Genomic DNA, 23,854 nt, shown 5'->3' with positions numbered 1-23,854 from the left:
AGCGAAAAGTAGAACCGGAGATTATACCTTGGCCGCGTCAACGGCCCAGCGCACGGTAGAGCGCCAGCAACCGGTCGGCCATCGCCGGCAGGGTCAGCGGTTCGGCCACGGCCCGTGCCGCTGACCGCGCTTCCCCATTCCCGGCCAATCCGGCCAGATCGTCCAGCCGGCCAGCCAGCGCAGTGATATCGACCGCATCGACCACCCAGCCATTCTCGCCGGCGTGTACCCACTCCTGCGCCCCGCAGGTCGTCGAGGTCACCACCGGCAGGCCGCAGGCAAAAGCCTCCAGCGCCGCATTGGGACACGGGTCGTAGAGCGTCGGCAGCACGAAACCGTCGGCTGCGCCGTACCACGGGCGGACATCCTTGAGCGGTCCGGTGAACAGCACCCGCCGGTCCAACCGAAGCAGTTCGGACAGCTTCCGCATCGCCTTCAGCTTGCGGTCGGCGCCGACAATGACGATGCGCGCATCGGTCCGCTGCATGCGCGCTGCCGCCCGCAGCAACTGCGGCACACCCTTGCGCTCGAAGCCGCTGCCGACGAAGAGCAGCAGTGGCGCCTCGTCGGGAATGCCATTGCCGGAGCGCATCGCGCGCCGATGCTCATCGGCCAGTCCCGGATGGAACACCTCCGTATCAACGCCGTTGTAGATGACCTTCAACTTGCTGCGTGCCACGCCGTAGTAACGTTCGATCTCGTCGGCCACCATCTGCGAGTTGCAGATCACCGCCTGCAGGGCCGGATCGGCGAACATCCCCTTTTCGGCCCCCAGCACGTAGCGGTGATACGGCGACCACCGCTGCGTCGCCCGCTGCACGGGGCCGAGAATGCGGGCGCGATGGTCGAGCCAGGCGGCATGCACACCGTCGCCGGCCCGGAAGATCATGCAGCCGGGGATGCGTTCGTGCGACTGGGTAATATCGAAACCACCCTTGGCCATCTCGGCCTGCGCCGCTGCGGCAAAACTGCGGTCGCGCGCCGCCCGACCACCAAGCAGCCGCGAATAGGCCGGATCGCAGGTGATCTGCCGGAAACCCTCACGCGGCGCGCCGTCCCAGTTGCGGGTAATGAGCGTGACCTCCGCCCCCTCGCCGGCCAGCGCCCCAAGCGCGCGCTCGACGAAGCGCTCGGCCCCGCCGAACGGGTTGTAGCGCTGGCGAATGATGGCGATCTTCACGCGCCGAGGAATTCCTGTGCGGCCGCCATCACGTCGTCGACAGCGATCGAGGTCAGGCAGTCGCTGACCTTGCCGCCGCCGCAACCGTCGTGGCCGCAGGGGCGACACGGATGAGACTGGCTGGCCACGACGCGGCTATTGGCGCTCCACGGCCCCCACTGCTTGTCGCCGGACGGCCCGAACAGCGCCACGGTCGGCGTGCCGACCGCCGCCGCGATATGCATGGGAGCGGAATCGACGCCGATGAACAGTTTCGCCGCCTGGGTCAGCGCCGCCAGTTCCTTCAGCGACAACTGGCCGGACAGGCTGAAGGCCGGCTTGGCCAAGCGCGCCTGTATGGCCTCCAGCATTTTCTTTTCGTCGTTGCTCGGCGCCGCCGTCAGCACCACCGCGTGGCCCGCCGCCTGCAGTCGCTCAACCAGCGCCGCCATGCGCTCGACCGGCCAGCACTTGAAGAACCAGCGCGAGGCGGGATGCACGTGAATGAAATCCTTGCCGCGCAAACCAAAGCCGGCCAGATGCGCCGCCACCGCTGCCTCGGCCGCCGCCCCCGGCACCAGCGTCAGGCGCCGCTCGTCCGGACCCGGTTGGATGCCAAGCCGGCGCAGCGCATCGAGATTGGTCTCCGCCATGTGGCGCAGTGGGTTGTGCATGGTCTGGAGGTGCGTGAAGCTCTGTTTCCAGCGCTTCGGCCGCCCCTTCACCGCCGGACCGACCGCCCAGCGCGGCTTCAACAGCCGGCACAGCCAGGCGCCGCGCCAATGTTCGGTGAGATGGATGATCAGGTCGTAACCCCGCGCCTTCAGCGCGTTGTACAGCGCCAGCTCGGCCTTGAGCTGACCCATCGCGCCCAGCTGCTTCCACTTGCGGTCGATGGTATGCACCTGCGCGATGGCCGGATGCAGCGTCACCATCTCAGCCGTATCGGCATAGACCAGCGCGTCGATCTCGGCCTGCGGCGCATGCGCCTTGAGTGCCGAGAACACCGGCGAACTGACCAGCACGTCGCCATGGTGACGCAGCTTGATGACCAGCACCCGGCGGACTTCGCCCACCGGGATCGCGTCGCGCAAGGGATTGAAATTTTCCATGGCCGGCATTCTACCCGCTACCGGCCCCGCCGATCCGCGCCACCGTCAGCGCGGCACGTCGACCACCGTGCACGACCCGTAGGCAAAGTTTAGCTCCGTCCACCGCTCCGGCGGCAACCCCCGCCAATGCGCCAGCAAGGTACGGATCACCCCGGCATGGGTGATGATCACCGCCTCCGGCACATCCAGCGAGGCGACGAAATCGAGCGCCCGCCGCTGCAACTCCCGCGGCGACTCCCCGCCCGGTGGCGCATACCCTGCCACATCCGCCGCCCAGGCATCGAGTTCGGCACGCGGAATGTCGTCCCAGCGCTGGCCCTCCCAGTCGCCGAAATGCATCTCGACGAGGCGGTCGTCGATGACGGGATGGGAATGAAGACACTCTGCCAGGGCACGGCAACGGATTAAGGGACTTGTCCAGACTGGCAAACCATGCGGCAATCCAGCCAACAATACACCAGCCGCAGAGACAAGATTCTCTGCCGCACAATCGTGCCGACCGTAGCAGATGCCTGGCTCCAGCTCCGGCTTCGGATGGCGGACTAGATATAGTTTCATCTGAACTTGGCTAGGAATACTGCTTCACCGCACATATGGAAAGTACTGGCACTCCGCAAATCCGGTGCTCCCCAAAATGCAAACCATCGTACCGCTTGATCACGCCCCACGATTCGAGATTACACGCGCCTTGCGCAACTCAGCCACAAGGCCATTTACAAACTCGGTGGCCCGCCCGGTTGGATTTTCGTCACCAAGAAACCACTTGGCATGAGAACTAAAGGACGCAGTGGACCAACTGATCTTATCTGTTTGAGAATCAATCAACGTCCACCGAATGTCAAAATTTGAGCCCGTGTTGGACATCATTACCGAAGCAGGAAACACTATCAGGCGGTGCGTAGCACCAAATGAACGTTCGTCTTCGCGGGTTGCCATTACAACTTCATCAACTGGAACTCGGGTACTCGTGTTTGCTTGGTTTGGACCTTTGTCTTCTAAAGAAAACTGAGTTCTCAATGGTGAGTCGTTGAACCAAAGTTGCTTAGTCCGAATCCCTTCCTTCAATAGTGCGTCAGGCAACTGGCGTCTAACTTCCGCAAGAAACTGCCCGCCAAGAGCTCCCTCGCGGAGGTCAAGAAATGAGTAAACGTAGACAGCGGTAACTTGATTCTGGCCGTCATAGACTTGCCCCCTTGAATTGAAAGTCGTACCGCATGCACTAACTAGAAAAGCTATTGCAATGACGAATAATCTTTGCACATTTGCAAATTCGTTATTTTTGAAAATAGATTGCACTGCAAAACCCTCCTTGTGGAGTAAAGGACCTATTCGTTACTTATAGGACCAGACGAACGCACATTGGCATATCGATTATGCATTCCGAATTCCACACTTCGCAACGAAGTTGAAGCATAGGAGACCATTGAAACTTCAACGTTGAGGCGTACCCAGAGGACGGTTAGGAAATTGGCCGAGTTAAATCACAAAAACAGCCAGATTGACCACAAACCCCAGATAAAAACCGATCTCCGCCACCTGCTGCACTGCCCCCAGACAATCCCCGGTATAACCGCCCAGCCAACGCCGGAATTTCCCGGCCAGCCATAGCGTCGCCACCGCAGCCAGTACGACCGCGGCCAGCGCTTTCCACCACGGCAGCAACACCAGCGGGGCTGCGGCGAAACACAGCGCGACGAGCAGGTTGCCGCCCGACATCCGTGTCGCCAGCGGCTTGGCCTTGCTGAGCGCGTCTTCACGGACGTAGTCCATCGTGACCAACAGTGTAGTGGCGCAGAAGCGGGAGACGGCGTGGCCGGTGAGCAGGGCGACGGGGGCCAGCGCCGGGTCGAGCGAGGAGAGCAGCACGAACTTGCCGAGCAGCGCGATCACCAGCGCGACGACGCCGTAGCTGCCGACGCGCGAGTCCTTCATGATGTCGAGGATGCGCTGTTTCTCCCAGCCGCCGCCGAGGCCGTCGGCGGTGTCCGACAGACCGTCCTCGTGGAAGGCGCCGGTGGCATAGACGGTGGCTACCATCGACAGCAGGACGGCGACAGGCTGCGGCCACAGGTGCAGGGCCAGCCAATAGATCAGCGCGCCGATGCCACCGACCAGCAGGCCGACAGCCGGGAAGTAGCGGGCCGAGTGGTTGAGCGCCTCGGCCGAATGCACGACCCAGCCGGGCACCGGCAGCCGCGTGAAGAAGCGGACGGCGCCGAAGAAGTATTCCAGTTCGCGACGGATCATCTTGCAGCCTTCGATTCCCGCTTGCCTTCGGGCAAGCGGCTTATTCCTTGTCCGACACGCCGGCCGATTCAAAGCTGGCCATGTCATTGAGGAAATTCACGGCCGACTGAACCAGCGGGTAGGCCAGCGCAGCACCGGTGCCTTCGCCGAGGCGCAGGCCGAGGTCGAGCAGCGGTTCGGCACCCATGGCGAGCAGTTGCGTACGGTGGCCGGCTTCGGCCGAGCGGTGGCAGAAGACGCAGTAGTCGAGCAGGGCCGGGGCCAGGCGCGAGGCGACGAGCGCGGCGGAGCCGACGATGAAGCCGTCGATGAGCAGCACCATCTTCGCTTCTGCGGCGGCCAGCATGGCGCCGACCATGGTAGCGATCTCGAAACCGCCGAACTCGGCGAGCACGGCGAACGGATCGTTGTTGCCGCCCCCGTTGCGGTAGCGCTGCAGGGCCTGTTCGAGCAGGTCCTGCTTGCGGGCGAGACCGGCATCGTCCAGCCCGGTACCGCGCCCAACGCATTCGGCGAGCGGCAGGCCGGTCAGGCAGTGGGTGAGCAGCGAGGCAGAGGCGGTGTTGCCGATGCCCATTTCGCCAAAGGCGACGACATTGCAGCCGGCTGCCGCCAGTCCGAGGACAATGCCGGCACCCTGCTCGATGGCCTGGGCGCACCGGGCGACGGTCATTGCCGGCTGTTCGATGTAATTGGCGGTGCCCGGTGCGATCTTGAGGTCGATCAACCCTTCGCGCTCGCCGCCGAAGTCGTGCGCCACGCCGGTATCGACCACCGACAGGCCGAAGCCGTTCTGGCGGGCGAACACGTTGATCGCCGCGCCGCCGGCCAGGAAGTTCTCGACCATCTGCCAGGTGACGTCCTGCGGATAGGCCGACACGCCGGCCTTGGCGGCGCCATGGTCGCCGGCGAAAACCAGCATCTGCGGGTTCTTGAGGCTGGGGGTCAGCGTCTGCTGGATCAGGCCGATTTTTTTGGCCGCTTTTTCGAGCAGGCCGAGTGCGCCGAGCGGCTTGGTCTTGCGGTCGATCTTGTGCTGCAGCGCGGTGTCGATGTCGCGGTTCGGGGCGACGATGTTGAACAGGTGGTCAAACGAATGCATCCGATTCTCCAAAAAGCAAAAAGGGCCTCGCAGCGACGTTGTCCAAACGCCACCGCGAAGCCCTGTCCACAGGCTTCCTACTTCTCGTTCCGACAGGTCTTCTGGCTTCCGGATCGTCCTGTCCGTTGCGTCTTCCCGGAGGGTCTGTTTCCCCTCGTAGTGACGTCATGCAACGGCAGTCCCCGGTTACAGCGGCGGGCCCGCCCCGGAATTGAGCTGTGCTCGCACCGGGTTCCGTAATGTCGGAAGCCGGATTATAGCGGTTGCCGCCCTGCCCGCCTTCACCCACAATGCCGGCCATGAAAGAACTGATCCTCGGCGGCGCGCGTTCGGGCAAAAGCCTGCTCGCCGAAAAACGCGCCCAAGAATCCGGACTCAAGGTCATCTACCTTGCCACCGCGCAAGCACTGGATGGCGAAATGGCCCGCCGGGTGGCCCACCACCGCGAACGGCGCCCGGCCGAGTGGGGCTGCGTCGAGGAAACGCTGCACCTGACCGAGCGCCTGCGCGAATTGGCCGCACCGGATACCTGCATCCTGGTCGATTGCCTGACGCTGTGGCTGTCCAACCTGCTCTTCGCCGGGCAGGCAGCAACCCAGGCCGAGGCCGGTGAGGCTGTCGATTGCCCGCTGTTCCGCGCCCAGACCGGCGCCCTGGTCGACATGCTGCCGCAATTGCCGGGCCGCATCATCCTGGTTTCCAATGAAGTGGGCTGGGGCGTCGTGCCGATGCATCCTGTTTCGCGACTGTTCGCCGACGAACAGGGGCGCCTCAACCAGCGCGTCGCCGCCGTCTGCGACCAGGTAACGCTGGTCGCTGCCGGCCTGCCGTTGCAGCTGAAACCCCGCTGATACTGCCTTCCGCACCGCCGGTCAGCCGACTGCCGGCAGCGGTTCCCATCCCCTGCCGGCCGGCGTATGCTTGCGCGCAAAGGGACTAGCGCCACCGGCGATATAACGACATGCAGAAGCTGCTCGACATCCTGGCGTCAGGCATTCACGACGCAAAAAACCAGCTGTTCCAGGCCGAATCGACCCTGATCGAAGCGGAAACCCGATACGGCATCGACCTCGGCGAAGCACGCTATGCCATCGAAGCTGCTGCCCAGCGCCTGTCCCGCACGCTGATCGCCTATCGACTCGGGCGCCACGACCAGGCATTGGCCATCGTTCCGACCGTGGTCTGCGATCTTTGCGACGAGGTCGCCCTGGCCCAGCGTCATCACCTCGCGACCGCGCAGATCGGCCTGGAAGTTGACTGCCAGGCATTCGACGAATGGCCGCTCGACCGTGACCTGCTGACCGACATTCTCAACAATGCCGTCCAGAATGCCGGGCGGTTTGCCAAGACCTGCGTCCGCCTCAGTGCTTCAACGGACGATGGCGGGTTGCTGCTGCGCGTTGAAGACGACGGCCCCGGCTATGCGGAACTGCCGCCGGCCGGCGGTACCGGCCTCAAGCTGGCCGAAACGCTGGCTGCGCTGCACACTCGCCACGGAAAGCATGGCCACCTGCATCTCGACAACGGCGGTCCGCTCGGTGGCGCCCGCTTTGCCCTGTGGCTGCCATGAACAGCATGTACGCCAAGAAACGCTTCCTGGTCGTCGACGACATGCCGACGGCCCGCGATGCGCTGCGCACGGTCGCTCAGAGCATCGGTGTCTTTTCTGTCGAGTTCGCCGCCAACTATCAGGACGCGCTCTACCGCATCCGCAACAATGCGCCGGACGTCATCCTGTGCGACTACATGCTGGGCGAAGGCCGCTCCGGCCAGCAATTGCTGGAAGAACTGCGTCGCTTCAACCTGCTCGCCGACGAAAACATCTTCATGATGGTGACCGGCGAGCAATCCTACGAACAGGTCGTTTCGGCCGTCGAACTGGTACCGGACGACTACATCATCAAGCCTTTCTCGCCCGACAAACTGCTCTTGCGCCTGGACCGCATCGTCGCCAAAAAGGAGTTCTTCAAGGACTACTACCAGGCGAAGCGAAAGCAGGAGTACGCCGAGGCGCTGGCCCTGCTCGCCAAGAAGCGCGACAGTGAAGCCGGCCGTCCCTATCGTTTCGAGATACTCCGCCAGCAGGCGGAAACGGAAATGGCGAGTGGCGACGCCAAGACCGCCGAAGAAACCTATCGCACGATCCTCAACAACTACGAATTTCCCTGGGCCCGTGCCGGCGTGGCACGCAGCCTGCACAAGCAGGAACGGCTCAGCGAGGCGCGCGAGGAGATCGAGCGTGTGGTCAGCAGCACGCCGACCTTCTTCGACGCCGCCGATCTCAAGGCCAACATCTGCATGGCGCAGGGCGAAGCGGAAGAAGCGCAGCGCGTACTCGACGAGGTGGCCAAGAAAACCCCGCGCAACTACCTGCGCAAGCGCCTGCTCGCCGAAGCCGCCACGCTGAACGGCGACGACGAAACGGCGCGCGCCGCGATGGCCGACGTGATCGCCAACGACACCATGCCCGGCGCCGTGCAGCCGGAAGACCGGCTGTCCCTGGCGCGCAGCCAGGTCAACGCCAACGACCTGATATCGGCGGAAAAAACGCTGGTCGGCCTGAAAGAGTCGGACCTGCAGAACCTGACACTCGATCTGCAGGCCAGCTACGCCGCGCTGCTGGCAATCAGCTCGCCGGGACGCGGCAAGCCGCGTTTTGCCGGCCTGCGCCCGGCGCTGATGTCGGCGACACTCGAATCGACCTCGCGCCTGGACATCCTGCGCGCCGCACTGACGCTAAGCGACCACGAGCTGGCCGACCATCAGGCCGAAACCCTGATGGAAGCCGACGACGCCAAGAAAACCTTCGGCACCACGCGCAAGCTGTACGCCCTGCACGGCCGCGAGATGGACTTCCGCAATATCCAGAAGCAGGTTGCGCTCAAGCGCATCAAGCACGATACGCCCGCCGCCTGAACGGCAGCATGGCTCAACGCGGCAGAAAGGCCGCCAGCTTCGGCCAATCCAGCGCCGCTTCGACCGAATCGGCCAGCCGATCCAGATCGGCCTCGCGCCGGGCCGCAAAATCGACCGACCGGGTTTCGGTCATCCCGGCCCAGGCAAGCAGCGCCGTCAGCGCTTGCGGATGGTCGAAGACACCATGGCAGTAGGTGCCGAGCACCTGACCGTCACCGGAAATGGCGCCGTCCTGCCGGCCGTCGGCCAGTTCAACCGCCGCTGCGGACAATCCCGCGCCGCGCGTCACGCCAAGATGGATTTCGTAGCCGGTCATTGCCGGATTCCCGGGCAAGGCCAGGCGACCGCTCACATTGCGCAGCTGCTTCTCGCTTTCCAGCCAGGTTTCAACATCAAGCACGCCGAGGCCCGGCGTGCTGCCAGCCTGCCCCTCCAGGCCGAGCGGGTCGTGGATCATCCGGCCGAGCATCTGGTAGCCACCGCACAGGCCGATGACCTTGCCGCCGTAGCGCAGATGCTTGCGGATCGCACCGTCCCAGCCCTGCCCGCGCAACCAGTCGAGATCGGCGCGCACCGCCTTGGAGCCGGGCAGCACGATCAGGTCGGCCGCCGGCGGTGTCTCGCCCGGCCCAATCCAGCGGAAATCGACTTCCGGGTGCAGGCGCAGCGGGTCGAGATCGTTGTGGTTCGAGGTGCGCGGATAAGCCGGCGCAACGACCTTCAGTTTCGCCTCGCGCTTGTCGCCGATGGCCGCCGTGGCGATGGCATCCTCGGCGTCGAGCATCAGCCCGTGCAGGTAGGGCAGCACGCCGAGCACCGGCTTGCCGGTACGCTCCTCCAGCCAGCTCAGGCCAGATTCGAGCAGGCTGATATCGCCGCGAAAACGATTGATGACGAAACCGACCACCCGGTTCTGCTCGGACGGCGACAGCAGTTCGAGCGTGCCGACCAGGTGCGCGAAGACGCCGCCCCGGTCGATGTCGGCGACGATGATGACCGGGCAATCAACCGCCTCGGCAAAGCCCATGTTGGCGATGTCGCGGGCCCGCAGGTTGATCTCGGCCGGCGAACCGGCGCCCTCGACCAGCACGCAGTCATAGGCGGCCGTCAGCCGCCCCCAGGATTCGAGTACCGCCTGCATCGCCCGTGGCTTGTATTCCTGATAGTCGCGCGCATTGAGATCGGCGGCCACCTTGCCGTGAATGACCACCTGCGCCTTCTTGTCGGTAGTGGGCTTGAGCAGCACCGGGTTGAAATCGGTATGCGGCGCCAGGCCGCAGGCCAGCGCCTGCAATGCCTGCGCCCGCCCGATCTCGCCGCCATCGACGGTCACCGCCGAATTGAGCGCCATGTTCTGCGGCTTGAACGGCGCCACACGCACGCCACGGCGCTGGAGAATGCGACACAGGGCGGCAACCAGCGTGGACTTGCCGGCATCGGAGGTGGTCCCCTGGACCATCAGGGCAGAACGGAGCATGGCGAGGCGAAGAGACAAAACATGGATTATCGCGGAAATGAAGCGGGCTGGACCGGCGATGCGCGATAAAGCACGGGTACCGCAGCATGGCGATAGAATTCCCGGATCGCTGGCGGCGCACCGCCCCGCTCAGGCCGCCCCATCCACAAACCGAGCATCATGACAACGCGCATCTCGAACCTTGCCACCTTGATCCATTCGATGGAACCCGTGCTTCATGCCGGCACCTATGCCTACTGCGTCGTTCCGCACGGCAGCGACACCGCCGGGCTCAAGCCCGTGGCGACGATTGCCGAAAGCGAAGGAATCACGCTGGTCCTGCCTGAAGACCAGGCTATCGCAGCCGGGCTGGCCGTGCTGTTTCGCGCGGCATGGATCACCCTGAGGGTTCATTCGGATCTCCACGCGGTCGGCCTGACCGCAGCCTTCGCCGGTGCGCTGGGGGAGGCTGACATCAGCTGCAACGTGATCGCCGGCGCCTTCCATGATCATCTCTTCGTTCCGGTCGAGCGCGGCGCGCAGGCGCTGGCCGCACTGAACTTGCTGCAGCAGGGCTTTTCGATCCGCCCGGCCGGCATACCGGCCGACCTCGAGGCGGTAATCGCCATTTTTCGGGAATATGTCGCCAGCCCGACGGTCAGCCTGGCTTACCAGAACTACGAAGCGGAATTCGCGGATTTGCCCGGAAAATACGCCGAACCGGATGGCCGCATCCTCCTCGCCTGGCTCGATGGCGCAGTCGTCGGTTGTGCCGCGCTGCGCCGGGTGGATGGCCTGCGCTGCGAGTTGAAGCGGGTCTATGTCCGCCCTTCCGCCCGTGGTCGGCACATCGGCCGGATGCTGGTCGAACGGATGATCCGGGAAGCCCGGCAGGCGGCTTACTCGACGATGTGTCTCGACGTGCTGCCCGAATTCGCCGCCGCACGGCAGTTGTATGAAACGCTCGGTTTCGTGCCGGCACCGCCGGTCAGCGACAACCCCGTTCCCGGCACCGCCTTCCTCGCCCTCGAGCTGTCGTAAGACTGCCCGTCGCGCTACCCCGCCTCCACCTGTTATCCTTCGCACTTCAGGTCTCTCGGTGCCGCTTGTTCATGCAGGCGGAGAATCGGGAAGGCGGTGCGATTCCGCCACGTGCCCAACGCTGTAAGGAGGACGTTCGCCGCAGGCGGCCACTGGTTTTTACCGGGAAGGCGCGGCAACGGGTGAATCCAAGTCAGAAGACCGGCCGGGAGACGAAACCGGGCTGCATGGACAGGCAGCCATCGTTTTTCCACAAGGGGAATTCATGGAAAATCCGATCGATCATGCCTTTTCGGAGGCCGAGCGCGCCGCCGTCTATCGCACCATCTTCAACCGCCGCGACGTACGCGGCCAGTTCCTGCCCGACCCGGTGCCGGACGAAGTGCTCGCCCGCGTCATGCTGGCCGCGCACCACGCGCCCTCGGTCGGCTTCATGCAGCCGTGGAACTTCCTGCTCGTCCGTTCGCCCGAGGTCAAGCAGCGGGTGCGCGACGTCTTCGCCAAGGCCCATGCCGAAGCGACCATGATGTTCCCGGAAGGCAAGCGCGAAACCTACAGCAAGCTCAAACTGGAAGGCATCGTCGAGGCGCCGGTCAACCTGTGCATCACCTGTGATCGCGAGCGCACCGGCCCGGTCGTCGTCGGCCGCACCCATATCAAGACGATGGACCTGTACAGCAGTGTGTGCGCCGTGCAGAACCTGTGGCTGGCGGCCCGCGCCGAAGGCCTCGGCGTCGGCTGGGTGAGCATCTTCAACCAGCCGGAACTGCAAGTGGCGCTGGGCATACCGGCCGACATCGTACCCATCGCCTACCTGTGCATCGGCTACGTCAGCCATTTCCACGACAAGCCGGAACTGGAAAAGGCCGGCTGGCTGCCCCGCCTGCCCATCGCCGACCTGCTCTATTACGATCAGTGGGGCCAGGCCGACGCCAGCCGCCGCGAATCCCTGACCAGCACGCTCGAAACCATGCAGGACGATATCCAGCAACGGGGCATTTTCCCGAAATGATGCCGGATGGTGCGCTCGCCATGCCGGCCGCCGCGCTGGCAGCGGCAGTACTCGACCGTCTGCTCGGCGAGCCGCGCCGCTTTCATCCGCTGATCGGCTTCGGCAACCTGGCCGGGCGCGTCGAAAAGCTCCTCAACCGGCGCAACCTGCCGGCCGGCCTGCTGGCCTGGACGCTGGTCGTGCTTCCCTTCGTCGCCCTGGCGTTCGCCTTGCGGCCCTTCGCCCCGTTCGCCATCGATGTCGCACTGCTCTATTTCGCCCTCGGTTCGCGCAGCCTGGCCGAACACGCCGAAGCCGTCGCCCGGCCGTTGCGCGAAGGGCGGCTCGACGAGGCCCGCCAACGCGTCGGCTGGATGGTGTCGCGGGACACGGCGCAGCTCAACGAATCCGGCGTTGCCAAGGCCGGCATGGAATCGGTACTGGAGAATGGCAACGACGCCATTTTCGGCGCCCTGTTCTGGTTCGCCCTGCTCGGCGGCCCCGGCGCTCTGCTTTTCCGTCTGGCCAATACGCTGGACGCCATGTGGGGCTACCGGACCGAGCGCTTTAACCTGTTCGGCCGCCCGGCCGCCCGCCTCGACGACGCACTGAACTGGTTGCCCGCCCGCCTGACGGCGCTGACCTATGCCCTGCTCGGGCAGACGCGGCAGGCGGTGCAATGCTGGCGCACCCAGGCCGGCAACTGGGAAAGCCCCAATGCCGGCCCGGTGATGTCGGCCGGAGCCGGCAGTCTGGGCGTTCGGCTCGGCGGCGCCGCGATCTACCACGGGCAGGAAGAAATCCGTCCGCCGCTCGGCTGCGGCCCCGCGCCGGTGGCAGCCGACCTCGACCGGGCGATCGCCCTGATCCGGCACAGCCAGTGGCTCTGGCTGGCCGTCCTTTTCGTGATTGGATTCCTGCATGCTTGAACACGGTGGCCGCCTGCGCGCAGCCGCAGCGCACTACGATATCCCGCTCGACCGCTGGCTGGACCTGTCCACCGGCATCAATCCGGAGGCCTGGCCGGTCCCGGCGTTGCCGACATCGGTCTGGCAACGCCTGCCGGAAGCCGGCGACGGCCTGGAGTCGGCAGCGGCAGCCTATTACGGCAATTCCAACCTGCTGCCGGTCGCCGGCTCCCAGGCCGGCATCCAGTGCCTCCCGAGCCTGCTCCCCAAGGCGGCGGTGGCCTGCATCGCGCCCATCTATGCCGAGCATCCGCATGCCTGGCAGCAGGCCGGCCACAAGATCCGCTTCCTGCAGAATGCCACCCTGCCGCGTGCGCTGGCGGCGATCACGCCCTACATCCTGTTGTGCAACCCGAACAACCCGACCGCCGACCGTCACCCGTACGAGGCGGTGATCGACGCCGCCCGGCAGCTGAAAAAACGCGGCGGCTGGCTGATCGTCGACGAAGCGTTCATCGATGCCACGCCCGAACTGAGCCTGACCCCGCTGGCCGGCACCGACGAGGCGCCCAATCTCGTCGTCTTCCGCTCGCTCGGCAAGTTCTTCGGCCTGGCCGGGGCGCGGGTCGGCTTCGTGTTCGCCGCCCCCGAGTTGCTGCACCGCATGCAGGAGGCCATGGGGCCCTGGACGATCCCCGGCCCATCCCGTGAGGTAGCCCGCTTGGCGCTGCTCGATACGGCATGGCAGAACGCCACCCGCAGCCGCCTGGAGGCAGAGGCTACCCGCCTGCAGGGATTGCTGTCACAGCTCGGCGAAGTCAAGGCCACGTCATTGTTCGCCACCCTCAATTCGGCCCGCGTCGGCGAACTCCACGAGCACCTTGCCCGCCGCGCCATCCTGACCCGCCGCTTCGACCAGCATCCCCTGCTGCGCTTCGGCCTGCCCGGCAATGCCGCCGAATGGCAGCGGCTCTCCGATGCCCTGAACGAATGGAACCCCGCATGAGAACCAACCGGTTTGCGATCTTGCTCTCGGGCCTTGCCCTGGCTGGCCTGGCTCACGCCGACCTGGCCTTCAAGGACGATACCGGCCAGGAAATCCGTCTCAAGACCCCCGCCAGGCGCATCGTCGCCCTCGCCCCGCATATTGCCGAAAGCCTCTATGCGGCGGGCGCCGGGGACAAGTTGGTGGGCACCGTCGATTACAGCGACTATCCGCCGGAAGCCAAGAAAGTAGCCCGCGTCGGCGGCTATTCGCGCATCGATCTCGAAGCCGTCGCCGCCCTGAAACCCGATCTCGTACTGGCCTGGGAAAGCGGCAATAACATGCCACAGATCAATAAACTGAAGGCGCTTGGCCTGACCGTCTATGTGTCGCAGCCGAACAGGATGGACAACGTCGCCGACCAGCTCGAACGCCTCGGCCAGCTGGCCGGCACCGAGGGCGTCGCCAAACCGGCGGCCGAAAGTTTTCGCCAAAGACTGGATGGTTTGCGCAAAGCCAATGCCAACAAGCCCAAGGTTCGCGTTTTCTACCAGATATGGAAAACGCCGCTGATGACCGTCGGCGGCCAGCAGATCATCAGCGATGCCATCAAGTTGTGCGGAGGGGAAAACGTCTTCGGCCATCTCGGCAAGATGGCGCCGACCGTCAGCATTGAGGCGGTACTCGAAGCCGACCCGGAAGCCATCGTCGCCACCGGCATGGGCGACTCCAAGCCGGAATGGCTGCACGACTGGGACAAATGGACCAAGATGACCGCCGTCAAACGCAACAACCTGTTCCACATCAACCCCGACATCATGCAGCGGCACACGCCACGCATTCTCGAGGGCGCCGAGAAACTTTGCGCGCATCTCGATGTCGCAAGAAGCCATCGCCCCACCAAGTAAAAAATGCCCCGCCTGCCCCAACGCATCGTCTGCCTGACCACCGAAACGGTCGAAGTCCTCTACGCCCTCGGCGAGCAGGACCGCATCGTCGGCATCTCCGGCTACACCGTCCGACCGCCGCAAGCACGCAAGGAAAAGCCCAAGGTCTTCGCCTTCACCAGCGGCGACGTCGAGAAGATCCTCGCTACCCAGCCCGATCTGGTGCTCACCTTCTCGGACCTGCAGAGCGAGATTTCGCGCGATCTGATCAAGGCCGGCATTCCGGTCTACGCCCTCAACATGCGCAGCGTTGACGACATTCTGGCCATGATCGAAACCGTCGGCCGTCTGGTCGGCGCCGAGGCCAGGGCGCTGGCCATCGTCGCCGAACTGGAAGCCGAGATTGCGAAAACCCGACACATCGCCGCCGAACGCCTGGCACGGACAGGGCGCAAGCCGCGCGTCTATTTCGAGGAATGGGATGAACCGCTGATCAGCGGTATCCGCTGGGCCTCCGAGCTGATCGACATCGCCGGCGGCGAGGATGTCTTTGCCGAACAGGCCCGCTCCCCGCTGGCCAAGGATCGCCGGCCGACATCGGAACAGGTGGTCGCCGCAGCCCCGGACATCATCGTCGGCTCGTGGTGCGGCAAGCATTTCCGCCCCGAACGGGTTGCTGCCCGCCCGGGTTGGGAAAACATCCCGGCGGTTCGCGACGGCCGGATGCACGAGATCAAGTCGGCCGTCATCCTGACCCCCGGACCGGTCGCCATCAGCGAAGGACTCCCCGCGCTGCTCGACATTTTTGATCTGTGAAAAGGTCGGCCTCGGCCGAGCGCCTATAATCGGCGACCAGACTTGAGGAGATAACCCATGAAGATCGTTGCCCCGCTGCTGTTCCTGTCCCTGGCTCTCCCGTGCATCCCGGGGCATGCCGCCGATCAAGGCTCGGCCGCCGTTACCGAACTCGGCCAACTGAACGGTATCGCCCTCGCCTGCCAGCAGCCGGCCCTGGTCACCCGTGCCCGCAACGCCATCGTCACGACCGCGCCCAAAACACGCGACATTGGCGAGACGTTCGAAAATGCCACCAATGCCGCCTACCTCGAGCAAGGCAAGGGCAAGACCCCGTGCCCGGATGGCGCCACGCTGGCCAGCCGGATCGCCGCCGGCGAAAAACGCCTGCAGGCTGCCTTTCCGAAAGCCCAATGATCCGTCTGGGTATCCTTTGCCTCGCGCTGCTGGTAGCCGGCCCGGCGACGGCCCAGGCCAACCATAGCCTGGAGCTGCTGCGCGGCGAAAACAACGGCATCAACCCGCGCTACCTGCTACAGGACCCAAATGGTCGCAGCGTCTCCAGCGAGGACTTTCGCGGCCGCTTCCAGCTGATCTCGTTCGGCTACACCTATTGCCCCGATGTCTGCCCGACCACGCTGGTCGAAATGGCCGAAATCCTGAAGCAGCTGGGCAAGCAAGCCGACCGCTTTCAGGCGATTTTCATCTCCGTCGACCCGGAACGCGATAGCGGCCAGGTCCTGAAGACCTACACCGAATTTTTCGATCCGCGCATTCTCGGCCTGACCGGTTCTCCCGCCCTGGTTCGCCGCGCTGCCGACAATTTCAAGATTCGCTACGCCAAGGTCCGCGAACCCGGTGGCGATCCCGGCCGCTATGCCGTCGATCACTCCGCCGGCATGATCCTGCTTGGCCCCCAGGGTGAGTTCATCAAGAAATTTGCCTTCTCGACGCCCGTTCCTGAAGTCACGAAACAACTGGGCGAACTGTTAAATAATCGCTGACTTGCCGAAATCCCTCATTGCTTTGGCATACCGGGCATGCGATATTTTACAAATGCGCAAGCTGGCGTCATTTTTCCTCTTTTTCCTGCTTTCCTTGTCCACCCAAGCCTGGGGTGGCAGCATTGCGCTCATTCTTAGCGAAAGCGGCGGCGCCTATGGGGAATTTGCCAACATCCTCGACGATGCACTGAGCGGCTCGACCTGGAACATCAATTCAACAACCCAGGCTGATTCCGGCCTGCCCCCACCGTCCGATATTGTCGTCACCGCCGGCAGCGATGCCTTGCGTAAAGCGCTTGGTCGCAGCGACAGCCCGCCGATCGTCGCCACCCTACTGCCTCGTCAAAGCTACGAACGGATTCTGGCTGAAAATCGGCGGCCCGGCCGCATCACGGCGATATTCCTCGATCAACCGGCAGCCCGCCAGGCTGCCTTTCTTCGCCACCTATTCCCGGACCAGAAACGCTTCGGGATGCTGGTCAGTACCGAAAGCCGCGCGATGCTCCCCCAGTTCAGGCAAGCCTTCGGTACCGCCGGGCTCAACCTCGATGTCGAAGATGCGGATACTGACCGTGCCTTGCTCCCGGCACTCAATTCAATCCTGGAACGTTCTGCTGCATTGGTTGCCATACCGGACAACACCATCTATCGACGCAACAACATCAAGGCCATACTGATTACCGCCTTCCGCCAGCAACGCCCGGTGATCGGTTATTCGCCTGCCTTCGTCACCGCGGGCGCGCTGGCCGCACTGCACACCACGCCGACGCAAATTGCTCGTCAGACCGCGGACTTGATCCTCACCAACGGAAGCAATCTCCCGCCCCCGAGCGGGCCGAACCAGTTCGCCGTAGCGATCAATGCCAATGTTGCACAGTCGCTCGGTCTGAAAATCCCCGACGAAGCTGCCATCCGGCGTGCCATGAACGCCGACAGGGAGTCGCGATGAACCACCTGACCCTGCGTCATCGATTGCTTTTCCTGACCTTGCTCCCGAGCGCGCTGATCGCCGTCGCGCTGGTCGCCTATTTCACCCTGAGCGGCATCAGCACCCTCGAAGGTGAGCTTCGCCTCAAGGGGCTGGCGACCGTCCGCTATCTGGCGCCGATCAGTGAATACGGGATCATTGCCGGGCAGGTCGAGAGCCTGCACGGACTCGCCCAGGCCACCGTCCAGGAGTCGGGAGTCAAGGCCGCCGTTGTCGTCAATCAGAAGGGCCGGACCATCGCCGTCAGCGGGCGGGTATCCCTGTCGGCCGAGGAACTCCGCAATGCCCTGGGCGAACCCCGGCTGGTTGCCGAAACCGACCACTGGATCGCGTTCGGTGCCCCGGTCAAGCGCTCGACCACCGATACCGACCTGTTCTTCGACCCGCCATCGAACACCGGGAAATCTTCGACGCCCGAGATCATCGGCTATATTTTTGTCGAACTCGACAAGACGGAACTCGCCGACAAGCAACGCGAACTGGTCATGCGCGGGCTGATGATCGTCCTTTTCGGCATGCTGGTGCTGGCTGCGCTCGCCATTACCATGGCCGACAATCTGGCCCGTCCGGTCATGCGCCTGGTCCAGGCCGTCAACGGCATGTCGTCGGGCAAGCTGGAAACGCGCGTTCCCACCACCTCCAGCGGCGAACTCGGCGTCCTTGAAAACGGCTTCAACCAGATGGCCTCGCGCATCGAGGAAGTCCACCTGTCAATGCAGGCGCGTATCGAGGAGGCGACCGCGCAACTCGCCTTCCAGGCCCGTCATGACGCGCTAACCGGCCTGCTCAACCGGCGCGAATTCGAACACCGCCTGGAAAAGGCACTGGCCAGCGTTCAGGCCGGCGACGAGGAGTTCTCGGTCATCTTCGCCGACCTGGACCGCTTCAAACAGGTGAACGACACCTGCGGCTATCTCGCCGGCGACGAATTGTTGCGCCAGATTGCCCTGCTGTTCCAGGGGCGCCTGCGCGAGGACGATACGCTCGCCCGGCTCGGCGGCGACGAATTCAGCATCATTCTGGCCAACTGCACGGGCGCCCGGGCACGGCAGGTCGCCGAGGATCTGTGCGGACTGGCTTCTGCCTACCGTTTCATCTGGCAGGACAAGGTCTTCGCCATCGGAGCCAGCATCGGCGTCACGACAGTCACCCGCAAGGTCCGGAATATCAACGAGATCCTCGCTGCAGGCGATGCCGCCTGCCACCGGGCCAAGGAAAGCGGCCGCAACCGGGTTTGCGAGCAGGAGGTTGTCCAAGCACAGGATCGCCGGCAGGAAAACAGCAATTGGGCAAGCCGGATCGCCATTGCCCTGTCCGAAGATCGCCTGCTGATCGAAGCCATTCCCCTGCGTTCCCTGCAGGTTTCCATGGGCGGCCATACCGTTGCTCTGACGGCCCGCCTCAACGAGCCCGGACAACCTCCAGTGACCCTGGCCGCATTGATCGATGCAGCCGAACGCTACGACCTGGCGCCCGCCATCGATCGACGCCTGATCGACTGCGCCGTCGCCGCCCTTGCGCGGGCAAGGCTGCAACAGCGTTCGCTGTACTGCCTGGTACCCTTGTCCCGCAGCTCGATCAGCAGCCGCGAAACCATCGATTACATTGCGCATAGCCTGACAACCCACAATCTGTCCGGAGACCGGCTGTGCTTTGTATTCTCCGAAGACATCCTGACCCACCAGACCAGCCAGGCCATCGAATTCTCCCGTCAAATGAAGAGTCTGCGCTGCCAGATCGGTCTTGAAGACTTTGGTGGCGGACTCTCCTCTTTCAGTCACCTGCGCAGCATCTACCCCGGTTACGTGAAACTCAGCCGTAGCCTGACCCGCGACCTGGGCGGCAGCCGCGCCTCCACGGCTCTCCTGCGGGCGGTACAGGAAATCACGGCCGACCAGCATATACGCTCGATCGCCGAAGACGTCGACGATCTGGAAACGCTGGATCAATTGCGCGACCTGGGAATCGACTATGCGCAGGGCAAGGCGATCGCCCCCAACGAGCCGTTCGATGTCTGGTTCGAAGGCGCGGTCATGCGCTCCGCCTGACCGAAACGTCCCTGCCGCAGCGGCAGGTCAGAGAACGAGGTGCAGGCTACTGCGCCCCGCGAGGTTCGCTTACCCGTCGACTTCCAATCGCTCGATACTGCCGGGTGCAGCCATCGCCTGTGCCCAAGCCTCGGCAAAACAGACTGATTGCGCGCCCAAGGTTACGCCGTGACGTTTGGTGGCGACCAGGCACAGCGCCAGGCCTGCCTGCTCCACTGCTGTCACACCCTCCAAGTCGATTTCATCGACCCCCATCCGGGTCAGGGCATGCATGAAATCGCTGCGCAAGACAGCGGATAATCCGCCGGTAATCCGCATCGTCTTGCACCTGCCCAACTCGTGGACAGACAGGATGGAAGCCTTGCCGCTGGCCAGCGCCGCATTGATCGCGTCCTCGATCACGATCTGGCTGATCGGCCCCTGCTGGAAACGCACCCCGTAGAGATCACACACGCGGCTGACCACCACCGCCGGGACATCAATCACGGGTGAATCGAAAACGCTGAACTCGCACCCTATGTTGTGGGCAATCTCAAGCGGCATCGGCGTCCGCAGCATCAATCCTGACAGGGAGAGATTCTCGATCACCCCCTTACCTGCCTGCCCGCCAAAACCGATACTGATCGTCTGTGGCGTACCGAAGCGAATGCGCTGATGCCTTCGTTGATCCAACATGAGCCAGATTCTTTCCAAGGATTTAAGCGAGGAATTCTAACAAAACTTGACTATTCGAAACGCCTTAAGCGCCTCGTTTCATTGACATTTCGATGCACCGTCGGTATCGTCCAAGAACGCTGGACGCGAGTTCGGCCGCGCCGATTTGAGCTCTGATTGCGGGCGCTTATAAATTCAGCTAAAACGGGAACACCCAGTTCGCGTTTTCGGCCAACTGGGTTTTTTGTTTTCAGGAACAGCATGCCAGGACAATCCGTCGGCGTCGTCACATCGCAACGCGCCCACTTCGACCAGCCGCTCCACTTGCGCAGCGGCGGGGTTCTGCCGGCCTACGATCTGGTCTACGAGACCTACGGTACCCTCAACACCGCCAAGTCGAACGCCATTCTCGTCTGCCACGCCCTGTCCGGCCACCACCATGTCGCCGGCCATTACGCCGACGCGCCCAACAATATCGGCTGGTGGGACAACATCATCGGCCCCGGCCGGCCGCTCGACACCGACAAGTTCTTCATCGTCGGCCTGAACAACCCGGGCGGCTGCCATGGCTCGACCGGCCCGTCATCGATCAACCCGGCCACCGGCAAGCCGTGGGGTGCTGATTTCCCCATCGTCGCCGTCAGCGACTGGGTCGAAGCCCAGGCCCGCCTGGCCGATCGCCTCGGCATCGACGCCTGGGCGGCCATCATCGGCGGCAGTCTGGGCGGCATGCAGGCCATGCGTTGGACCATCAGCCAGCCGGAACGCGTCCGCAACGCCATCATCATCGCCTCAGCCCCCAAACTGTCGGCGCAAAACATCGCCTTCAACGACGTCGCCCGCCAGGCCATCCTGACCGACCCCGATTTCCACGGCGGCAACTATTACGAGCACAATACCCGCCCGGTGCGCGGTCTGCGTCTGGCACGCATGCTTGGCCATATCACCTATCTGTCCGACGATCAGATGGGTGAGAAATTCGGCCGCGAACTGCGCAACGGCTCCTTCGGCTTCGATTTCGACGTCGAGTTCGAAGTCGAGTCCTACCTGCGTTACCAGGGCGACAAATTCGCCGGCTATTTCGACGCCAACACCTACCTGCTGATGACCAAGGCGCTCGACTACTTCGATCCGGCCCGCCTAGACGGCGGCGACCTGACCAAGGCCATGGCCCGCAGCAATCCGAATACCGGCTTCCTGATCGCTTCCTTCACCACCGACTGGCGCTTCACACCGGCCCGCTCGAAGGAAATCGTCGCCGCCCTGCTCGCCTGCAACCGCAACGTGTCGTACGCCGAGATCGACCTCAACTTCGGCCACGATTCCTTCCTGATGGACGATGCCCACTACCATGGCGTCGTCGCTGCCTACCTGCGGAACATCAAGCTATGACACACACGCTGGGACGCCCCGACTTCGACATCATTTCCGCCTGGATCGAACCCGGCCACCGTGTGCTCGACCTCGGCTGCGGCGACGGCACGCTTCTCAAGCACCTGATCGATACCCGCGGCGTGCGTGGCGTCGGTGTCGAGATCGACGACGCCAACATCCTTGCCGCCATCACGAATGGCATCAATGTACTGCAAGGCAACCTGGAAAAGGGCCTCGACGAATTCGCCGACCAGTCCTTCGACCATGTCGTGCTGTCGCGCACCCTGCAGACGGTGCGCCATACCGAGGGCGTCCTGCGCGAAATGCTGCGTGTCGGCCGTGAAGCCGTCGTTTCCTTCCCCAATTTCGCCTACTGGAAGAACCTGCGCTCGGTCCTCGACGGCCGCATGCCGGTCTCGGAAGACCTGCCCTACCAGTGGTACGACTCGCCCAATGTCCGCTTTTTCACGCTGCTCGACTTCGAGGCGCTGTGCACGCGGATGGGCCTCATCATCCGCGAGCGCCATGTCCTCGACGAGGGCGGCAACATGGTCGAGAACGCCGACGAGCGCGAACTGAATTTCCTCGGCAGCCTGGCGGTCTATCGCCTGACGCAAGCCCGCTGATGCCGGCCTGGCTCGCGGCCCTGCTCACGCGGAAGATGCTGATCTGCATCTTCACCGGATTCTCGTCGGGCCTGCCGCTCTACCTGCTGCTCAACCTGCTGCCGGCCTGGCTGCGTAGCGAGGGCGTCGACCTGAAGACCATCGGTTTCTTCGCCCTCATCCAGTTCCCCTACACCTGGAAATTCCTGTGGGCACCGCTGCTCGACCGCTTCAGCCTACCCGGCTTCGGCCGCCGGCGCGGCTGGATGCTGCTCACCCAGGTCGGTCTGCTGTTCGCCATCGGCTCACTCGGCGGCCTGAACCCCAGGGAAAACATCTGGCCCATCCTGTGGCTGGCCACACTGCTGTCGCTGCTCTCGGCCACCCAGGACATCGCCGTCGATGCTTTCCGCCGCGAAATCCTGAGCGATAACGAACTTGGCCTCGGCAATGCCGTGCATGTGAATGCCTACCGCATTGCCGGCCTGATTCCCGGCTCGCTGTCGCTGATCCTGGCCGACCGCCTGCCGTGGAACGAGGTGTTCTGGATTACCGGCGCCTTCATGCTGCCCGGGATGGCCATGGCCTGGCTGGTCAGCGAACCCAGTATCAAGGGCGCACCGAAAACCTTGCGTCAGGCGGTCACCGAACCATTCCACGAATTCATGGGCCGCCAGGGCTGGCGCGGTGCCGCCCTGGTCCTCGGCTTCATCTTTCTGTACAAGCTCGGCGACAGCCTGTGCACGGCGCTGGCCACCCCGTTCTATCTCGATATGGGCTACACCAAGACCGACATCGGCCTGATCGCCAAGCACGCCGGCCTGTGGCCGGCAGTCATCGGTGCCTTGCTCGGCGGCCTGTGGATGGTCAAACTGGGCATCAACCGGGCGCTATGGTTGTTCGGCGTGGTCCAGCTGGTTTCCATTTTCGGCTTCGCCTGGCTCGCCGCCCAAGGGCATTACGGCAGCATCGGAGCCAGCGAGCGCGTGGCGCTTGCCTTCGTCATCGGCCTCGAAGCCCTCGGCGTCGGCCTGGGGACCGCAGCCTTCGTCGCCTTCATCGCCCGCGCCACGCATCCTGCCTACACGGCAACGCAGATGGCGCTCTTCACCAGCCTGGCCGCCGTACCGCGCACCTTCATCAACGCCTCGGCTGGCTGGCTCGTTGAACAACTGGGCTGGTTCAACTTCTTCTGGCTGTGTTCGGCCCTCGCCGTGCCGGGCATGGTGCTGCTATTGAAAGTGGCGCCGTGGAACGAAACGGCGCCAGAGGCTAGTCACCCCGCCTGAGGCGACGCCGGTCCAGCCACCAGGCATAGATCGGCAGCAACAGCACCGAACCTGGCAGCAACAAGGCGATCAAATAGGGCGACAGGTGCGCCATGCGGCGTAGATGGGCGAGCAATTGGGCTTTTTCGACCGCACTCCAAGATTGCCCATTACGTGCCTTCATCAACAAAGGCATGATGCCGCGCGTTTCCATCAGTTCAGCCAGAATACGGCCGGCTTCGCGCCGCTGCGACGAAACCATCTGGCGCCACCAGCCCGGTAGCGCAGCCTCTTTGCCCCCACCACCTGCCATG

Annotated in this window: 25 protein-coding genes and 2 riboswitches; of the genes, 16 read left to right on the top strand and 9 right to left on the bottom strand. The window is 64.0% G+C overall.

Annotated features, from left to right (window positions below; translation table 11 throughout):
* Positions 1–37 precede the first annotated feature (37 nt).
* The 6 genes from F1002_RS08650 to cobT all read right to left on the bottom strand — a co-directional run bounded on the left by F1002_RS08650 (position 38) and on the right by cobT (position 5,620).
* Positions 38–1,180, bottom strand: coding sequence for a glycosyltransferase family 4 protein (locus tag F1002_RS08650; RefSeq protein WP_150428605.1), 1,143 nt, complete (start codon positions 1,178–1,180; stop codon positions 38–40).
* Entirely contained in the window at positions 1,177–2,271 is a 1,095-nt protein-coding gene (gene rfaQ, locus F1002_RS08645; protein ID WP_223879508.1) for a putative lipopolysaccharide heptosyltransferase III, read from the bottom strand. The genes F1002_RS08650 and rfaQ overlap by 4 nt, the downstream gene beginning before the upstream one ends.
* A 45-nt stretch (positions 2,272–2,316) precedes the next feature.
* The gene (gene cobC / locus F1002_RS08640; protein WP_150428603.1) at positions 2,317–2,829 is read right to left on the bottom strand and encodes an alpha-ribazole phosphatase family protein; all 513 of its coding nucleotides are present in this window, start codon (positions 2,827–2,829) and stop codon (positions 2,317–2,319) included.
* Between the two features lie 99 nt (positions 2,830–2,928).
* Positions 2,929–3,567, bottom strand: coding sequence for a hypothetical protein (locus F1002_RS08635; RefSeq protein ID WP_150428602.1), 639 nt, complete (start codon positions 3,565–3,567; stop codon positions 2,929–2,931).
* Between the two features lie 180 nt (positions 3,568–3,747).
* Positions 3,748–4,518 carry an adenosylcobinamide-GDP ribazoletransferase gene (locus F1002_RS08630; protein ID WP_150428601.1) on the bottom strand — a complete coding sequence of 257 codons (771 nt, stop codon included), beginning with the start codon at positions 4,516–4,518 and terminating at the stop codon, positions 3,748–3,750.
* Between the two features lie 40 nt (positions 4,519–4,558).
* Positions 4,559–5,620, bottom strand: coding sequence for a nicotinate-nucleotide--dimethylbenzimidazole phosphoribosyltransferase (gene cobT / locus F1002_RS08625; protein ID WP_150428600.1), 1,062 nt, complete (start codon positions 5,618–5,620; stop codon positions 4,559–4,561).
* Between the two features lie 73 nt (positions 5,621–5,693).
* Positions 5,694–5,882, bottom strand: a riboswitch (cobalamin riboswitch).
* Between the two features lie 37 nt (positions 5,883–5,919).
* On the opposite strand from cobT, the gene cobU reads away from it, so the two are divergent.
* The 3 genes from cobU to F1002_RS08610 all read left to right on the top strand — a co-directional run bounded on the left by cobU (position 5,920) and on the right by F1002_RS08610 (position 8,536).
* A complete protein-coding gene (cobU, locus tag F1002_RS08620) occupies positions 5,920–6,471 on the top strand; it encodes a bifunctional adenosylcobinamide kinase/adenosylcobinamide-phosphate guanylyltransferase (RefSeq protein ID WP_150428599.1) in 552 nt (183 codons plus the stop codon).
* Between the two features lie 110 nt (positions 6,472–6,581).
* Positions 6,582–7,190 carry a sensor histidine kinase KdpD gene (locus F1002_RS08615; protein ID WP_150428598.1) on the top strand — a complete coding sequence of 203 codons (609 nt, stop codon included), beginning with the start codon at positions 6,582–6,584 and terminating at the stop codon, positions 7,188–7,190.
* Complete coding sequence (locus F1002_RS08610) at positions 7,187–8,536, top strand: response regulator (RefSeq protein WP_150428597.1); 1,350 nt, start codon at positions 7,187–7,189, stop codon at positions 8,534–8,536. The genes F1002_RS08615 and F1002_RS08610 overlap by 4 nt, the downstream gene beginning before the upstream one ends.
* Positions 8,537–8,549: 13 nt before the next feature.
* Here F1002_RS08610 and F1002_RS08605 read toward each other — a convergent pair whose 3' ends face one another.
* Positions 8,550–10,013, bottom strand: a complete 1,464-nt coding sequence (locus F1002_RS08605) for a cobyric acid synthase (protein ID WP_150428596.1) — start codon at positions 10,011–10,013, stop codon at positions 8,550–8,552.
* Between the two features lie 159 nt (positions 10,014–10,172).
* Between F1002_RS08605 and F1002_RS21200 the strand changes: the two genes are divergently transcribed.
* The 10 genes from F1002_RS21200 to F1002_RS08550 all read left to right on the top strand — a co-directional run bounded on the left by F1002_RS21200 (position 10,173) and on the right by F1002_RS08550 (position 19,639).
* A complete protein-coding gene (locus tag F1002_RS21200) occupies positions 10,173–11,033 on the top strand; it encodes an ACT domain-containing protein (RefSeq protein WP_223879506.1) in 861 nt (286 codons plus the stop codon).
* A 39-nt stretch (positions 11,034–11,072) separates the two neighbouring features.
* Positions 11,073–11,258: riboswitch (cobalamin riboswitch) on the top strand.
* A gap of 40 nt (positions 11,259–11,298) precedes the next feature.
* A complete protein-coding gene (gene bluB / locus F1002_RS08590; RefSeq protein ID WP_150428595.1) occupies positions 11,299–12,045 on the top strand; it encodes a 5,6-dimethylbenzimidazole synthase in 747 nt (248 codons plus the stop codon).
* Positions 12,045–12,953 (top strand): adenosylcobinamide-phosphate synthase CbiB, encoded by a 909-nt coding sequence (gene cbiB / locus F1002_RS08585; RefSeq protein ID WP_150428663.1) that lies wholly within the window; start codon positions 12,045–12,047, stop codon positions 12,951–12,953. The genes bluB and cbiB overlap by 1 nt, the downstream gene beginning before the upstream one ends.
* Positions 12,946–13,938 (top strand): threonine-phosphate decarboxylase CobD, encoded by a 993-nt coding sequence (cobD, locus tag F1002_RS08580; protein WP_150428594.1) that lies wholly within the window; start codon positions 12,946–12,948, stop codon positions 13,936–13,938. Before cbiB ends, cobD begins: the two co-directional genes overlap by 8 nt.
* Positions 13,935–14,825, top strand: coding sequence for a cobalamin-binding protein (locus F1002_RS08575; RefSeq protein ID WP_223879505.1), 891 nt, complete (start codon positions 13,935–13,937; stop codon positions 14,823–14,825). The genes cobD and F1002_RS08575 overlap by 4 nt, the downstream gene beginning before the upstream one ends.
* A gap of 3 nt (positions 14,826–14,828) precedes the next feature.
* Complete coding sequence (locus F1002_RS08570) at positions 14,829–15,620, top strand: cobalamin-binding protein (RefSeq protein ID WP_150428592.1); 792 nt, start codon at positions 14,829–14,831, stop codon at positions 15,618–15,620.
* 57 nt (positions 15,621–15,677) lie between these two features.
* Positions 15,678–16,016, top strand: coding sequence for a hypothetical protein (locus tag F1002_RS08565; RefSeq protein WP_150428591.1), 339 nt, complete (start codon positions 15,678–15,680; stop codon positions 16,014–16,016).
* The gene (locus tag F1002_RS08560; protein WP_150428590.1) at positions 16,013–16,603 is read left to right on the top strand and encodes an SCO family protein; all 591 of its coding nucleotides are present in this window, start codon (positions 16,013–16,015) and stop codon (positions 16,601–16,603) included. Before F1002_RS08565 ends, F1002_RS08560 begins: the two co-directional genes overlap by 4 nt.
* A gap of 1 nt (position 16,604) precedes the next feature.
* Positions 16,605–17,552: an ABC transporter substrate-binding protein gene (locus tag F1002_RS08555; RefSeq protein ID WP_150428589.1), complete on the top strand. Its 948-nt coding sequence runs from the start codon at positions 16,605–16,607 to the stop codon at positions 17,550–17,552.
* Positions 17,549–19,639 carry a diguanylate cyclase gene (locus F1002_RS08550; protein ID WP_150428588.1) on the top strand — a complete coding sequence of 697 codons (2,091 nt, stop codon included), beginning with the start codon at positions 17,549–17,551 and terminating at the stop codon, positions 19,637–19,639. The genes F1002_RS08555 and F1002_RS08550 overlap by 4 nt, the downstream gene beginning before the upstream one ends.
* A gap of 69 nt (positions 19,640–19,708) precedes the next feature.
* Here F1002_RS08550 and F1002_RS08545 read toward each other — a convergent pair whose 3' ends face one another.
* Positions 19,709–20,314 (bottom strand): PilZ domain-containing protein, encoded by a 606-nt coding sequence (locus F1002_RS08545; RefSeq protein WP_150428587.1) that lies wholly within the window; start codon positions 20,312–20,314, stop codon positions 19,709–19,711.
* 240 nt (positions 20,315–20,554) lie between these two features.
* Here F1002_RS08545 and F1002_RS08540 point away from each other — a divergent pair, with 240 nt between their 5' ends.
* From F1002_RS08540 to F1002_RS08530, 3 genes are read left to right on the top strand one after another with little or no spacing between them, the layout of a single operon-like run.
* Complete coding sequence (locus tag F1002_RS08540) at positions 20,555–21,685, top strand: homoserine O-acetyltransferase (RefSeq protein WP_150428586.1); 1,131 nt, start codon at positions 20,555–20,557, stop codon at positions 21,683–21,685.
* The gene (gene metW / locus F1002_RS08535) at positions 21,682–22,293 is read left to right on the top strand and encodes a methionine biosynthesis protein MetW (RefSeq protein ID WP_150428585.1); all 612 of its coding nucleotides are present in this window, start codon (positions 21,682–21,684) and stop codon (positions 22,291–22,293) included. Before F1002_RS08540 ends, metW begins: the two co-directional genes overlap by 4 nt.
* The gene (locus tag F1002_RS08530) at positions 22,293–23,561 is read left to right on the top strand and encodes an AmpG family muropeptide MFS transporter (protein WP_150428584.1); all 1,269 of its coding nucleotides are present in this window, start codon (positions 22,293–22,295) and stop codon (positions 23,559–23,561) included. The genes metW and F1002_RS08530 overlap by 1 nt, the downstream gene beginning before the upstream one ends.
* Here F1002_RS08530 and F1002_RS08525 read toward each other — a convergent pair.
* Positions 23,545–23,853, bottom strand: a complete 309-nt coding sequence (locus tag F1002_RS08525; RefSeq protein ID WP_150428583.1) for a hypothetical protein — start codon at positions 23,851–23,853, stop codon at positions 23,545–23,547. The genes F1002_RS08530 and F1002_RS08525 overlap by 17 nt on opposite strands.
* Position 23,854 lies beyond the last annotated feature (1 nt).

This window comes from Dechloromonas sp. CZR5 (assembly GCF_008711155.1).
In the GTDB taxonomy this organism is placed as follows: Bacteria; Pseudomonadota; Gammaproteobacteria; order Burkholderiales; family Rhodocyclaceae; genus Azonexus.
Note: the sequence above shows the minus strand (reverse complement) of the source record. Positions and strands in the feature narration are given on the sequence as shown.